The sequence below is a fragment of the Bradyrhizobium sp. 35 genome, from assembly GCF_023073215.1.
GTDB classification, from domain to species: domain Bacteria; phylum Pseudomonadota; class Alphaproteobacteria; order Rhizobiales; family Xanthobacteraceae; genus Bradyrhizobium; species Bradyrhizobium canariense_D.
Map to the genome: position 1 here is coordinate 14,845 of NZ_JADPJC010000108.1, position 14,746 is coordinate 29,590.

Consider the following 14,746-nt stretch of genomic DNA (forward strand, 5'->3'; position numbering starts at 1 on the left):
GGCCGGGCATCGGCGCCCAGTCCTGGAATCGCGAGGGCAGGGCGCCCCGCATAGTGATTTTCGAATTTGCTGCCGGAGGCGACCGGCACGCGAGGAGAAGACGATGAACCAAGAAATTATGAATCTCTTTAATCCGACGACGCCGGCTCAGGTCTTCGACCAGATCCGGATCTCGATCGCGAGCCCCGAGAAGATTCTGTCCTGGTCGTACGGCGAGATCAAGAAGCCGGAAACCATCAACTACCGTACCTTCAAGCCCGAGCGCGACGGCCTATTCTGCGCCCGCATCTTCGGGCCGATCAAGGACTACGAGTGCTTGTGCGGCAAGTACAAGCGCATGAAGTACAAGGGCATCATCTGCGAGAAGTGCTCGGTCGAGGTCACGCTGTCGCGCGTCCGGCGCGAGCGCATGGGCCATATCGAGCTCGCGGCCCCCGTCGCCCACATCTGGTTCCTGAAGTCGCTGCCCTCGCGCATCGGCCTCCTGCTCGACATGACGTTGAAGGATCTCGAGCGGATCCTCTATTTCGAATATTACGTCGTGCTCGAGCCGGGCCTCACCGCGCTGAAGGACCGTCAGCTCTTGTCGGAAGACGAGTATCTGAAGGCGCAGGACGAATACGGCCAGGATTCCTTTACCGCCATGATCGGCGCGGAAGCGATTCGCGAGCTGCTCAAGGGCATGGACCTCGAGAAGCTCGAGCTGACCTTGCGTGCGGAGATGCAGGAGACCGACTCCGACATCAAGCACAAGAAGCTCGCCAAGCGCCTGAAGATCGTGGAAGCGTTCCGCCACTCCGGCAACAAGCCGGAATGGATGATCATGACGGTGGTTCCGGTGATTCCGCCGGACCTGCGTCCGCTGGTGCCGCTGGATGGCGGCCGCTTCGCGACCTCGGACCTCAACGATCTCTACCGCCGCGTCATCAACCGCAACAACCGCCTGAAGCGGCTGATGGAGCTGCGCGCGCCGGACATCATCATCCGCAACGAGAAGCGCATGCTTCAGGAGGCTGTCGACGCGCTGTTCGACAACGGCCGCCGTGGCCGCGTCATCACCGGTGCCAACAAGCGTCCGCTGAAGTCGCTCGCCGACATGCTCAAGGGCAAGCAGGGCCGGTTCCGTCAGAACCTGCTCGGCAAGCGCGTCGACTATTCGGGCCGTTCGGTGATCGTGGTCGGTCCCGAGCTGCGCCTGCATCAGTGCGGTCTGCCGAAGAAGATGGCGCTCGAACTGTTCAAGCCGTTCATCTACTCGCGGCTTGACGCCAAGGGCCTGTCCACCACCGTGAAGCAGGCCAAGAAGCTGGTCGAGAAGGAGCGGCCCGAGGTCTGGGACATCCTGGACGAGGTCATCCGCGAGCATCCCGTGCTGCTCAACCGCGCACCGACGCTGCATCGCCTCGGCATCCAGGCGTTCGAGCCCGTGCTGATCGAGGGCAAGGCGATCCAGCTCCACCCGCTGGTCTGCGCCGCGTTCAACGCCGACTTCGACGGCGACCAGATGGCCGTGCACGTTCCGCTGTCGCTGGAAGCGCAGCTGGAAGCGCGCGTCCTGATGATGTCGACCAACAACATCCTGCATCCGGCGAACGGCCAGCCGATCATCGTGCCGTCGCAGGACATCGTGCTCGGTCTCTACTACGTCTCCATCATGCGCGAAGGCCTGCCCGGCGAGGGCAAGATCTTCGGCGAGATGGCGGAGCTCGAGCACGCGCTGCACGCGAAGGTCATCCACCTCCACACCAAGATCAAGTACCGGTGGGAAGGCATCGACGAGACCGGCAAGATCTCCAGGCGCTGGATCGAGACCGCCGCCGGCCGCGTCATGCTGGGCAATTTGCTGCCGAAGAACCCGCGCGTTCCGTACGAGATCATCAACAAGCTGATGACCAAGCGCGAGATCTCCGGCGTCATCGACCAGGTCTACCGCCACTGCGGCCAGAAGGAGACGGTGATCTTCTGCGACCGCATCATGGCGCTCGGCTTCTACAACGCGTTCAAGGCCGGCATCTCGTTCGGCAAGGACGACATGGTCGTGCCGCACTCCAAGTGGAAGATCGTCGACGCTACCCGTACGCTGGCGAAGGATTTCGAGCAGCAGTACAACGACGGTCTGATTACCCATGGCGAGAAGTACAACAAGGTCGTCGACGCCTGGTCGAAGGCCACGGAAGAAATCGCCAAGGCGATGATGAAGGAGATCTCCTCGACCAAGAAGACGGCGAGTGGGGCGGATGCCGACATCAACTCGATCTACATGATGGCTCACTCCGGTGCCCGCGGTTCGCCGGCCCAGATGCGCCAGCTCGCCGGCATGCGCGGCCTGATGGCCAAGCCGTCGGGCGAGATCATCGAGACGCCGATCATCTCGAACTTCAAGGAAGGCCTCTCGGTGCTCGAGTACTTCAACTCGACCCACGGCGCCCGCAAGGGCCTCGCGGACACCGCGTTGAAGACCGCGAACTCCGGCTATCTGACCCGTCGTCTCGTCGACGTCGCGCAGGATTGCATCATCACGCAGGACGATTGCGGCACCAAGCTCGGCATCAAGATGCGCGCCATCGTCGATGCCGGCACCGTGGTCGCTTCGCTCGGCTCGCGCATCCTCGGACGCACGGCCTGCGAAGACGTGCGTGACAGCACGGGCAAGGTGATCTTCAAGCGCGGTACGCTGATGGAAGAGAGCCATCTGGATGCCATCCATCAGGGCGGCGTCCAGGAGGTGAAGATCCGCTCGGCGCTGACCTGCGAGCTCGTCAACGGCATCTGCGGCAAGTGCTACGGCCGCGATCTCGCTCGCGGCACGCCGGTCAACCACGGCGAAGCGGTCGGGGTCATCGCGGCCCAGTCGATCGGCGAGCCGGGCACCCAGCTCACCATGCGCACCTTCCACATCGGCGGTGCGGCGCAGCTGAACGAGCAATCTTTCGTCGAATCCAACTTCGACGGCAAGATCGTGATCAGGAACAAGGCCATCGCCCGCAATAGCGAAGGCCACCTGGTCGCGATGGTTCGCAACATGGTGATCGCGATCGTCGATGCCGACGGCACCGAGCGTGCGACGCACCGTATTCAGTACGGTTCGCGCCTGCACGTCGACGAGGGCGACATGGTCAAGCGTGGCCAGCGTATCGTGGAATGGGATCCCTACACCCGTCCGCTCCTCACCGAGGTCGAAGGTACTATCGGCTTCGAGGATCTGGTCGAGGGACAGTCGATCTCGGAAACGCTCGACGAGGCCACCGGTATTGCCAAGCGCGTGGTCATCGACTGGCGCTCGATGCGCGGCGGCGGGGACCTGCGTCCCGCCATCGTGATCAAGGGCAAGGACGGCAAGGTGCTCAAGCTCGCCCGTGGCGGCGATGCCCGCTACATGCTGTCGGTCGATGCCATTCTGTCGGTCGATGTCGGCGCCAAGGTCCAGGCGGGCGACATTCTCGCCCGTGTCTCGACCGAAAGCGCCAAGACGCGCGACATCACCGGCGGTCTGCCGCGGGTGGCGGAACTGTTCGAGGCTCGGCGTCCGAAGGATGCGGCGATCATCGCCGAAATCGCGGGCACCATCCGGTTTGGGCGCGACTATAAGAACAAGCGTCGCATCTCGATCGAGCCGATGGACAAGACCGAAGAGGCGCGCGAGTACCTGATCCCGAAGGGCAAGCACATCCACCTTCAGGACGGCGACGTCGTCGAAAAGGGCGACTTCATCGTGGAAGGCAATCCGGCGCCGCACGACATTTTGGCGGTCAAGGGCATCGAGGAACTCGCGGCCTATCTGGTCAACGAGATCCAGGAGGTCTATCGGCTCCAGGGCGTGCTCATCAACGATAAGCACATCGAGGTGATCGTCCGTCAGATGCTCCAGAAGGTGGAAGTCACCGACCAGGGCGACACGGACATGATCTCGGGCGAGCAGATCGACAAGATCGAGTTCGACCAGATCAACGCGAAGGCCAAGGAAGAGGGCAAGAAGATCGCCACGGGGACGCCGGTTCTGCTCGGCATCACCAAGGCGAGCCTTCAGACCCGCTCCTTCTTCTCGGCGGCCTCGTTCCAGGAGACCACCCGAGTCCTCACGGAAGCGGCGGTCAACGGCAAGGTCGATCCGCTCGAAGGCCTCAAGGAGAACGTCATCGTCGGCCGGCTGATTCCGGCAGGCACCGGCGCCTCCATGGCGAAGATCCGCGAAGTCGCTGTGAAGCGCGACAAGATGATCCTCGACGAGCGCGAGAAGCAGGCGGCGGTCGTGCCGCCGGCGCCGGAAGTGGAGCCGATGGCGCTGCCACCTGCGGAATGATCGTTCATCCGTAGGAATACCGAGGACACTGAAAAGGCCGGCGAAAGCCGGCCTTTTTGCTGCTTTGTTTCCCTGTTGCGGTGCAGGATCAACCTTTGTTCATCTTTCCTTCAGGCGCAAAAGCGCTTCTGCTAGGAGAGCTTAGACCGGTGGTCCCGTGAAGGGGGCGGGCCGGAGACCACGGAATTCTCATGCTTGATCTCGCAATCGTAGGCGGCGGCCCCGGCGGGCTGATGAGCGCTTGGTATCTGAAGCGCAAGCTTGGCGACCTCTGCCGCGTCACCATCTACGAGGCATCCGACCGGCTCGGCGGCAAGATCGTCACGCGCAAATTCGATTCCGCGCCCGCGATGTACGAGGCCGGCGTTGCCGAGATCTACGACTACTCGATGACCGGGCCGGATCCGTTGCGCGAGTTGATCCAGCATTTCGGCCTGCAGACCATTCCGATGGATGCCGAGCAGGTGCAGTTCGGCGGTGAGCTCCTCAACGACGTCGCGGGCATGCGCCGCAAATACGGTGCCAAGACCGCAGCCGCAATCGAGGCGTTCCGTAAGCGCTGCGCCGAGGCGATGACGCCGATCGAGTACTACGAGGGTGTCGGCGCGCACGACAACGAGAATCCCTGGGCCTACAAGACCGCCGAACAGGTGCTCGACGAGGAGGTCGAGGACGAGACCGCAAAGCGATTCTTCAAGGTGATGGCGCGCTCGGACCTCGCGACCGAGAGCCACAACACCAACGGGCTCAACGCGCTCAAGAACTACCTGATGGATGTCGACGGCTATATCGGCCTCTATTCCATCCAGAACGGCAACGAGCAGCTCATCGAGTGCCTCCAGTCGGAGGTCAATGCCGACATCCAGCTCAATCACCGAATCCTCACGGTCGGCAAGGCGCCGACCGGCCGCTATCAACTCAAGATGATGAACGGCAAGGGGCCGGAGACGCGCGACTTCGACCTTGTGCTGGTCTGTCTGCCGCATTCCTGGCTTGGGACCGTCGGCTGGGAAGGCGAACAGCTCCGCAAGTCGATGGTCAAGCACGTCGCGTACTTCGACCGTCCTGCGCACTATTTGCGTGTCTCGATCCTGTTCGACACGCCGTTCTGGGGCGACAAGATCGCCGGCGCCTGGTTCATGTCGGAAGCCTTTGGCGGTTGCTGCGTCTATAACGAGGGCGCCCGCCATGATGTGGGCAAGCACGGCGTGCTGAACTGGCTGATTCCGGGCTCCGATGCGCTGGCCTTTGCGAATCTCTCCGACCGGGAGCTGATCGATGCCGCGCTGAAATCGCTTCCGGCATCGCTCGGCGATGCACGCGCGCATTTCATGGAAGGCAAGATCCACCGCTGGCTGTCCTCGGTGAACGCGATTCCGGGCGGCTTGCCCGTGCGCGACGTCATGACCAACCACCGGCCCGAGCCGAAGGAACATCCCGGAATCGTGGTGGTCGGCGACTATCTGTTCGACTCGACGCTGAACGGCCTGCTCGATTCCTCGGACGCGGCGACCGACATCATCTTGACCGAGATGATGCGCTTGCGCCGCGAGCGTTCCCAGGACGACAAGCCGCTCTCGGACAAGATCGATCGTGCCTATTTTGACAATTATCGCGGCCAGGGCCCCTACAGCGAGGTGTGGCAACACTTCACGGATCCCGACTATCTCACAAAACTGATCGGCATCGTCTGGGGCAAGGCCAAAGGCACGAAGCTCTTGATCGCGGGCTCGGCCAGCGGCGAGCTTGTCGGCGCGCTACGTGATCGCGGCATCGATGCCTTCGGTATCGAGAACAACCGCACCATTCACGCCAGAACGCCGAAGGCGCTGAGGAAGTACAACAAGCTCGGTTCGATCACCGACATGCCGTTCAAGGATGGTGCGTTCGACTTCGTGTTCGAGACCAGCCTCTGCCATGTTTCCCCGAAGCAGGTGGTCCGTGCGATCAGGGAGCTGAACCGTGTGGTCAAGACCGGGCTCGTGTTCGGCTCGATCACCTCGGACATGGCGCCGGCACTGATCGACCGCTACGACCTTCTGCGCGGCGTCAAGAAGCTCGGCACCTGGTGGGAATGGTCCGAACTGTTCTTCGGCAACGGCTTCGAGCTGTCGATGCACCGCAAGGACTGCACGGACGCGCTCTGGGAGACGACGCTCGCCGCCAACAAGGGACCGGGCCAGTGGTACGCCGACGCCGATTCCTTGCGCTATTCCTTTTTCGACAAGGTCGAGGATGAGGAAGACGACTAGCCGCCTGAAGCGGGCGCCTTCGCCAATTGTTTTGCCGAATTCATCTTGATCGCATAGAATCGATGCAGTAGCGGTTGGCGCTATTTCCTGCTTTCTCTGCGGTCATGCCGGCCGTCAGCATCGGTTGGTTTCATGGCGTCCAAGCCCCTCCCGCCCGACAAACAGAAGCTCGCCGCGGAAGAGGCGGCCGAGCTCGACGACAAGCTTGTCCCTACCGCCAAGCCGGACCTTGAAGACGACGAGGACGATGAAGACGAGGAGGATGGCGGGCTGGAGCTCGATGACGACGATGAGGACGAGGACCTCGTCGTCTTTACCGCGCGCGAGGCCGCCGGCGCGCTCGCGACCATCCTGGGTTTCGTCAAACCCTTCCTGTTCAACTACAAGCAGATGCTGTCCTTCGTGGCGTTCGGCGTCTTCGTCGAGACGCTCTTCAACGTCATCATGCCGCTCAGCCTGAAGTACCTGATCGACGACGCGCTCGGCGAGGAGGATTTTCAGGCGCTGTACAAGATCCTCGGCGTGCTCGCGGTCGCGGGCATATTCACCTCGATCGTCGCGGTCTGGTACGAGCGCTGGGATGCGCGGCTCGCGGCGTGCATCATTTCCGACGTCCGCAAACGGCTGTTCGAGCACGTCCAGGACCTGCCGGCGGCCTATTTCGGCCGCACCAAGCGCGGCGAGATCCTGTCGCGCTTCTCAGTCGACCTCGCGGCCTTCGAGGGTTCGGTCAAGACCTTCGCCAACAGCGCGGCATTGCCGTTCCTGGAGCTGATCGCGGGCATCATCCTGATGGTGTTCCTGAACTGGCAGCTCGCGGCGGTTGCGCTGCTGGTGTTCCCGATCACGCTGATCGGTCCCCGCATGCTGACGCCGAAGGCTGTCCAGGCGAATTACGAGCAGAAGCTCAATGAATCTGCGCTGCTCGGCATGGTGCAGGAGAACGTGGCGGCGCAGGCCGTGATCAAGGCGTTCAGCCTGCAACGCCGGATGTTCGGCTTCTTCAAATTCCGCAACGACGAGACGCGAAACAGGATGGCCTCGGCGGCGTTCCTGTCGACCATGGTGGAGCGGACGGTCACCATCTCGGTGCTGCTCTTGCATCTCGTCGTGCTCGCGATCGGCGCATATCTGGCGACGAAGGGGCAGATTACCATCGGCACCTTCGTCACCTTCGAGAGTGCGTTCTGGGAGGTGTCCTACAACATCGCCCATGTGATGCATTTCATCCCCGTGTCGATCTCCGCGGCAGCCGCGATCCGTCATATGCAGGAGTTGCTCGACGAGCCCACGCGCAGCGCCGATCGTGCCGGCGCGCCCGATCTGCCCCGCATCACCAACGACATCACCTTCGACCACGTGACGTTCCAGTACGAAGGCAGCCAGACGCCAGTGCTGGACAATCTCAGCCTCAAGCTCAATGTCGGCAAGCGCATTGCCATCGTCGGTCCGTCCGGCTCCGGCAAGAGCACGCTGCTGAATCTGATCCTGCGGCTCTATGTGCCGGACGAGGGGCGCGTCACCATCGACGGCGTCGACGTCCGCAAGGTGACGCTGGACTCCCTGCGCCGGAGCATGGCGGTGGTGTTCCAGGAGAATATGCTGTTCAACATGTCGATCCGGGAGAACATTCGGCTCGGCAAGGAGGGCGCGACCGATGAGGAGGTGGAGGAGGCGGCCAAGAAAGCCGAGATCCACCGTTACATCATGAGCCTGCCGCAACGTTACGACACGCCGGTGGGCGAGCGCGGCGATACCTTGTCGGGCGGCCAGCGCCAGCGCATCGCGATCGCGCGCGCGGTCATCCGTAATCCTTCCGTGCTGCTGCTCGACGAAGCCACTTCGGCGCTCGACCAGACCACGGAAGCTGCGATCAACCGCACGCTGCTGAAGGTCGCCAAGGGCCGCACCATGATCTGGTCAACCCACCGCCTGACCTCGGTGGTCGAGATGGACGAGATCATCGTGATTTCAGGGGGCAGGGCGATCGAGCGCGGCTCACATGCCGAGCTGCTCGCCAAGAACGGCACCTATCGCAAGCTGTGGAACGACCAGATCCACCAACCGCATGGCGCGCCGGCTCACGTCGACGAGGACAGCGACGAAGACGACGAGGATGAAGACGACCTCGACGAGGACGATGAGGAGGAGTGACCGAGGAAGTTCGGCTCCAGATCGAAGGCTGCTCCAAGCGGCCGCAATAGTCCCTGAACCGACCAGGCAATGAAGCGTGCCCAGCGCTGCGCCGTCCAATAAGGGCTTGTCGCAATGGAGACTGAGCGGAAATCGAAGGCCTTCGCGGCCGACCAATCGTCGCACTCCCGCTTGACCGGGTCTGCGTAGAAGGCGGCGATCTTGCTTGTATCCATCCCGTCGGAGGCCAGCCACTGCGGGATATAGACGTTGCAGAGCCGCTCGACGTCGGTGAAGACCTTGTCGCACCCGGTGCCGGCGGCCGGGCAGGAGGTCGAGAAGGCATCGCCCACCAGCACGAGACCCGGCTGGCCGCTGGCATCGTTCACATAGAGATCGACCGGACGGATTTTCAGCTCACTGGGAATGTCGAATGGTCCGGTGATGTGCTTGAGCCGTGGCAGCGCAGCGTTCAACGTCTCGGCCGGCGCGCGGCGCAGCTCACGCAGCCAGGGATCGTCGAAGCTGCGATAGACGAACAGATTGGCGCGCATCCGCGTCCCGATCGGAAAAAGCGTGAGGTAGGGGATGCGGTCGCTCGGCCGTTCCGAGAAATAGGTCAGCGCAGGGAAGTCGAACGAGTCCCGTCCCGCGGGCACCACGTCGAACCCGATCGAAATCGAATGGCAGGCACTGACGACTTTTCGGGCGATTCCCAGCTGGTGGCGCAGGCCGACATTGAGTCCGTTGGCGAGCACGACCAGCCGGGCGGAGACCATCGCGTCGTTGGAGAGAGTGACCTTCTGCCGCTCCGCACTCGTCTCGACCGAGACAGCCTTGGCGCAGATGCGCTCGACGCCGGCAGGAATTTCGTCGCGGACAGCGTTGACGAGGGAATCGTAGAGGATGTTGAACTGCCGGCTCGGCGCCTTGTCGAGAAGGCGGCCGAAGCGCGCGATCCAGTTCTCACCCACAAAGGTCGCGCGGTGCAACACCGATTCGGCGATTCCCGTCTGCAGGAATCGCCCAACCTGCACGTGACCGCTGAGTTTTTCGACCCGAAAGTCCGCCGAATAGCTCTCATGCGGATCGATCAGGATGGTCGAAATGCCGCTACGGCCGAGCATCGCGGCGGCGGTCGAGCCGGACAATCCCCCGCCGATAATGGCAATGTCGGTGTACCGCATGGCGCTAATCTCTGCCCAAGGCGGCACATTGGCGCTCCAACAGGAAAGAAAGCCTTAGCCAATGGTTATAAAAGTATATTTAACCCGGGTATAAATAGGTTTCGAGGTGGCGCGACGCGCTCTTCGTTTCCATCTCACGAAGGCGCAGCGAGCGGCCCAAGAAGCGATTTCGGCAGGTGCGGGAAGCGCTTCTGACTGACGTTTCGCCTTGACTTGACCGACTCCCACTTATAGAACCCCCTCACTTAACGACAGGCGGTGAGCATCGCCAACGTCGGAACGGGCCACCTGTTTGATCCCCTGGGATCACCAAGACAGGCACCAACCTCGACGAATGCCGCTCAAACGCTGTCGATCATAGCTAGGCAATGCCAGTGCGATTTTAGTTCTCTTGAGCATGTTCTCTCGAGATCGAATTCGGATGCATGACCTCGGTGCGCGGGCCGCAGCTTCAAGCTGACCGGTTCAACTACTGCGGTCCTCTGTGGCGTCGAAGCGCTTTCCGCCCGTTGACGGGTGGTTGGCGCGATTTCGCTTTGTGCGGATTGTTCCGCGGAAGGCGGCCTCGTCGGGCGGGTAGCTCGAAAGAATTTGCGGACCCGGTGACGGGCCGCGGCAGAACACAAAGGGTAATGCCAGGATGCCGACGATCAACCAGCTGATCGCTCAACCGCGGGAAGTGCAGAAGTCGCGCAAGAAGGTGCCGGCGCTGCAGCAGTCGCCGCAGAAGCGCGGTGTTTGCACACGCGTTTACACCACGACCCCGAAGAAGCCGAATTCGGCGCTTCGTAAGGTTGCCAAGGTGCGCCTGACCAACGGCTTCGAGGTGATCGGCTACATCCCCGGTGAGGGCCATAACCTCCAGGAGCACTCGGTGGTCATGATCCGCGGCGGTCGCGTCAAGGACTTGCCCGGCGTGCGCTACCACATCCTCCGCGGCGTTCTGGATACCCAGGGCGTCAAGAACCGTAAGCAGCGCCGTTCGAAGTACGGCGCCAAGCGTCCGAAGTAAGCGGGAACCAGGTCCATGTCTCGTCGCCATTCTGCCGAAAAGCGCGAAGTCCTTCCCGATCCGAAGTTCGGGAATATCATCGTCACGAAGTTCATGAATTCGGTAATGTACGCCGGAAAGAAGTCGGTCGCCGAAGGCATCGTCTACGGCGCGTTCGGCCTCATTGAAAGCAAGACAAAGCAGAACCCGCTCGGCGTGTTCGAGCAGGCGCTCGAGAACGTCATGCCGACGATTGAAGTGCGCTCCCGCCGCGTCGGTGGCGCGACCTATCAGGTTCCGGTCGAAGTTCGCTCGGTGCGCCGTCAGGCGCTGGGCATTCGCTGGCTGATCTCGGCTGCGCGCGATCGCAACGAGAAGACGATGACCGAGCGGCTCTCTGCGGAGCTCCTGGATGCGTCGAACAACCGGGGTAACGCCGTCAAGAAGCGCGAAGACGTGCACCGGATGGCGGAAGCCAACCGCGCCTTCTCGCACTATCGCTGGTAACGGCGACACACGGAATCTAAGGAACACTCCATGCCCCGCGTTCATGCCATAGAGAATTACCGCAACTTCGGTATCATGGCGCATATCGATGCCGGCAAGACCACGACCACCGAGCGCATTCTCTATTACACCGGCAAGAGCCACAAAATCGGCGAAGTGCACGAAGGTGCCGCGACGATGGACTGGATGGAGCAGGAGCAGGAGCGCGGCATTACGATTACGTCGGCCGCGACCACCGCGTTCTGGGAAGGCAAGCGTCTCAACATCATCGACACTCCCGGCCACGTCGACTTCACCATCGAAGTCGAGCGCAGCCTGCGCGTGCTCGACGGCGCCGTGTGCGTGCTCGACTCGAACCAGGGCGTCGAGCCCCAGACCGAGACGGTCTGGCGCCAGGGCGACAAGTACAAAGTTCCGCGCATCGTCTTCGCCAACAAGATGGATAAGACCGGCGCTGACTTCTACAAGTGCATGCAGGACATCGTCGACCGCCTCGGCGCAAAGCCGATCGCGATCCAGCTTCCGATCGGCTCCGAGAACAACTTCAAGGGCCTGGTCGACCTCGTTCGCATGAAGGGCGTGGTCTGGGAAGAAGAGAAGCTCGACGCCAAGTTCGTGGACATCGATATTCCCGAGGACATGGTCGAGAAGGCCAAGGAATATCGCGAGAAGTTGTTGGAAGCCGCCGTCGAGCTCGACGACGAAGTTCTCGCCGCTTACCTCGACGGCAAGGAGCCCGATGAGCCGACGTTGAAGCGCTTGATCCGCAAGGCCGTGCTGACTGGCGCGTTCTTCCCGGTATTGTGCGGCTCGGCGTTCAAGAACAAGGGCGTGCAGCCTCTGCTCGACGCAGTCGTGGATTATCTGCCGTCGCCGGTTGACGTGCCCGCCATCAAGGGCGTCGATGAAGACGGCAACGAGGTCGTTCGCCTGCCGGACGATAAGGAGCCGCTGGCTCTGTTGGCCTTCAAGATCATGGACGACCCGTTCGTCGGCACCATCACCTTCTGCCGCATCTATTCCGGCACGCTGCTGTCGGGCACCGGCGTCATCAATTCGACGCGCGACCGCAAGGAGCGCATCGGCCGCATGTTGCTGATGCATGCGAACAACCGCGAAGACATCAAGGAAGCCTATGCCGGCGACATCGTCGCACTGGCTGGCCTGAAGGAAGCGCGCACCGGTGACACGCTGTGCGATCCCGACAAGGCGGTGATCCTCGAAAAGATGGAATTCCCCGAGCCCGTCATCGAGATCGCGATCGAGCCTAAGTCCAAGGCCGACCAGGAAAAGCTGGGCGTGGCGCTGGCGAAGCTCGCCGCGGAGGATCCGTCCTTCCGCGTGTCGACCGATCAGGAGTCCGGCCAGACCATCCTCAAGGGCATGGGCGAGCTCCATCTCGACATCAAGGTCGACATTCTCCGCCGCACCTACAAGGTCGATGCCAACATCGGCGCGCCGCAGGTGGCGTTCCGTGAGCGCGTCACCAAGAGGTCCGAAGTCAAGTACACCCACAAGAAGCAGACCGGCGGTACCGGACAGTTCGCGGAAGTGTCGATCATCGTGGAGCCGAACGAGCCCGGCAAGGGCTACGAGTTCGAGTCCAAGGTCGTCGGCGGTGCGGTGCCGAAGGAATACATCCCCGGCGTCGAGAAGGGCATCAACAGCGTGCTGAGTTCCGGCGTGGTCGCGGGCTTCCCCGTGGTCGACGTCAAGGTTCAGCTCGTCGACGGCAAGTATCACGACGTCGATTCGTCGGCGCTCGCCTTCGAAATCGCATCGCGTGCTGCATTCCGCGAAGCCTTGCAGAAGGGCAAGTCCGTCCTGCTCGAGCCGATCATGAAGGTCGAAGTGGTGACCCCGGAAGATTACACCGGCTCCGTCATCGGCGACCTGAATTCGCGGCGCGGTCAGATCCAGGGTCAGGACATGCGCGGCAACGCCAACGTCATCAACGCGATGGTGCCGCTCATGAACATGTTCGGTTACGTGAATAACCTGCGCTCGATGAGCCAGGGTCGCGCAACCTTCACCATGCAGTTCGACCACTACGCAGAAGCGCCGGCCAACGTGTCGGCAGAAGTCCAGAAGAAGTTTGCCTGATTGTCGTCGGTCTCGAACTGACGATTGAACGGAGAGTCAAATGGCCAAAGCAAAGTTTGAACGTAACAAGCCGCACTGCAACATCGGCACCATCGGTCACGTCGACCATGGCAAGACGTCGCTGACCGCGGCGATCACCAAGGTCCTCGCCGAAGCCGGCGGCGCGACGTTCACCGCGTACGACCAGATCGACAAGGCGCCGGAAGAGAAGGCGCGCGGCATCACGATCTCGACGGCGCACGTCGAATACGAGACCAAGAACCGCCACTACGCGCACGTCGACTGCCCCGGCCACGCCGACTACGTGAAGAACATGATCACCGGCGCCGCCCAGATGGACGGTGCGATCCTGGTCGTGTCGGCCGCCGACGGTCCGATGCCGCAGACCCGCGAGCACATCCTGCTCGCCCGCCAGGTCGGCGTTCCCGCGCTCGTCGTGTTCCTCAACAAGTGCGACATGGTCGACGATCCGGAACTGCTCGAGCTCGTCGAGCTCGAGGTCCGCGAGCTGCTCTCGAAGTACGAATTCCCGGGCGACACCATCCCGATCATCAAGGGCTCGGCGCTTGCCGCCCTCGAAGATTCCGATAAGACGCTCGGCCATGACGCCATCCTCGAGCTGATGAAGCAGGTCGACGCTTACATTCCGCAGCCGGAGCGTCCGGTCGATCTGCCGTTCCTGATGCCGGTTGAAGACGTGTTCTCGATCTCGGGCCGCGGCACCGTCGTGACCGGCCGTGTCGAGCGCGGTATCGTCAAGGTCGGCGAGGAAATCGAGATCGTCGGTCTGCGCGCCACGCAGAAGACCACGGTCACCGGTGTCGAAATGTTCCGCAAGCTGCTGGATCAAGGCCAGGCCGGCGACAACATCGGTGCGCTGCTTCGCGGTACCAAGCGCGAGGACGTCGAGCGCGGCCAGGTGCTGTGCAAGCCGGGTTCGGTCAAGCCGCACACCAAGTTCAAGGCTGAGGCCTACATCCTCACCAAGGAAGAGGGCGGCCGCCACACTCCCTTCTTCACCAACTACCGTCCGCAGTTCTACTTCCGCACCACCGACGTGACCGGTGTCGTGCATCTGCCGGAAGGCACCGAGATGGTGATGCCGGGCGACAACATCGCGATGGAAGTGCACCTGATCGTGCCGATCGCGATGGAAGAGAAGCTCCGCTTCGCGATCCGCGAAGGTGGCCGCACCGTCGGCGCCGGCGTCGTCGCCTCGATCATCGAGTAATTACGAGAATAGGGATCGGCGAATAGCGAATGTGACATTCGC

At 62.2% G+C, this 14,746-nt stretch carries 8 protein-coding genes; 7 read left to right on the plus strand and 1 reads right to left on the minus strand.

Annotated features, from left to right (window positions below; all coding sequences use genetic code 11):
• Positions 1-103 precede the first annotated feature (103 nt).
• From rpoC to IVB36_RS21370, 3 genes are all read left to right on the plus strand, one after another.
• The gene (gene rpoC / locus IVB36_RS21360; RefSeq protein ID WP_247392940.1) at positions 104-4,300 is read left to right on the plus strand and encodes a DNA-directed RNA polymerase subunit beta'; all 4,197 of its coding nucleotides are present in this window, start codon (positions 104-106) and stop codon (positions 4,298-4,300) included.
• A 191-nt stretch (positions 4,301-4,491) separates the two neighbouring features.
• Positions 4,492-6,552: an FAD-dependent oxidoreductase gene (locus IVB36_RS21365; RefSeq protein WP_018456449.1), complete on the plus strand. Its 2,061-nt coding sequence runs from the start codon at positions 4,492-4,494 to the stop codon at positions 6,550-6,552.
• A gap of 132 nt (positions 6,553-6,684) precedes the next feature.
• Positions 6,685-8,706, plus strand: a complete 2,022-nt coding sequence (locus IVB36_RS21370; RefSeq protein ID WP_018456450.1) for an ABC transporter ATP-binding protein — start codon at positions 6,685-6,687, stop codon at positions 8,704-8,706.
• Here IVB36_RS21370 and IVB36_RS21375 read toward each other — a convergent pair.
• Positions 8,634-9,872 carry an NAD(P)/FAD-dependent oxidoreductase gene (locus IVB36_RS21375; RefSeq protein WP_085351283.1) on the minus strand — a complete coding sequence of 413 codons (1,239 nt, stop codon included), beginning with the start codon at positions 9,870-9,872 and terminating at the stop codon, positions 8,634-8,636. The genes IVB36_RS21370 and IVB36_RS21375 overlap by 73 nt on opposite strands.
• 640 nt (positions 9,873-10,512) lie before the next feature.
• On the opposite strand from IVB36_RS21375, the gene rpsL reads away from it, so the two are divergent.
• From rpsL to tuf, 4 genes are read left to right on the plus strand one after another with little or no spacing between them, the layout of a single operon-like run.
• Positions 10,513-10,884, plus strand: a complete 372-nt coding sequence (gene rpsL, locus IVB36_RS21380; protein WP_007603006.1) for a 30S ribosomal protein S12 — start codon at positions 10,513-10,515, stop codon at positions 10,882-10,884.
• 15 nt (positions 10,885-10,899) lie between these two features.
• Positions 10,900-11,370 carry a 30S ribosomal protein S7 gene (gene rpsG / locus IVB36_RS21385; protein WP_007603009.1) on the plus strand — a complete coding sequence of 157 codons (471 nt, stop codon included), beginning with the start codon at positions 10,900-10,902 and terminating at the stop codon, positions 11,368-11,370.
• 30 nt (positions 11,371-11,400) lie between these two features.
• Complete coding sequence (gene fusA / locus IVB36_RS21390; protein ID WP_026233180.1) at positions 11,401-13,473, plus strand: elongation factor G; 2,073 nt, start codon at positions 11,401-11,403, stop codon at positions 13,471-13,473.
• Between the two features lie 40 nt (positions 13,474-13,513).
• Positions 13,514-14,704 (plus strand): elongation factor Tu, encoded by a 1,191-nt coding sequence (tuf, locus tag IVB36_RS21395; RefSeq protein WP_018456453.1) that lies wholly within the window; start codon positions 13,514-13,516, stop codon positions 14,702-14,704.
• The last annotated feature ends 42 nt before the right edge of the window (positions 14,705-14,746 follow it).

Coding starts and splice junctions, on each gene's coding strand:
- rpoC (WP_247392940.1), top strand. CDS start 104: ATGAACCAAGAAATTATGAATCTCTTTAATCCGACGACGCCGGCTCAG.
- IVB36_RS21365 (WP_018456449.1), top strand. CDS start 4,492: ATGCTTGATCTCGCAATCGTAGGCGGCGGCCCCGGCGGGCTGATGAGC.
- IVB36_RS21370 (WP_018456450.1), top strand. CDS start 6,685: ATGGCGTCCAAGCCCCTCCCGCCCGACAAACAGAAGCTCGCCGCGGAA.
- IVB36_RS21375 (WP_085351283.1), bottom strand. CDS start 9,872: ATGCGGTACACCGACATTGCCATTATCGGCGGGGGATTGTCCGGCTCG.
- rpsL (WP_007603006.1), top strand. CDS start 10,513: ATGCCGACGATCAACCAGCTGATCGCTCAACCGCGGGAAGTGCAGAAG.
- rpsG (WP_007603009.1), top strand. CDS start 10,900: ATGTCTCGTCGCCATTCTGCCGAAAAGCGCGAAGTCCTTCCCGATCCG.
- fusA (WP_026233180.1), top strand. CDS start 11,401: ATGCCCCGCGTTCATGCCATAGAGAATTACCGCAACTTCGGTATCATG.
- tuf (WP_018456453.1), top strand. CDS start 13,514: ATGGCCAAAGCAAAGTTTGAACGTAACAAGCCGCACTGCAACATCGGC.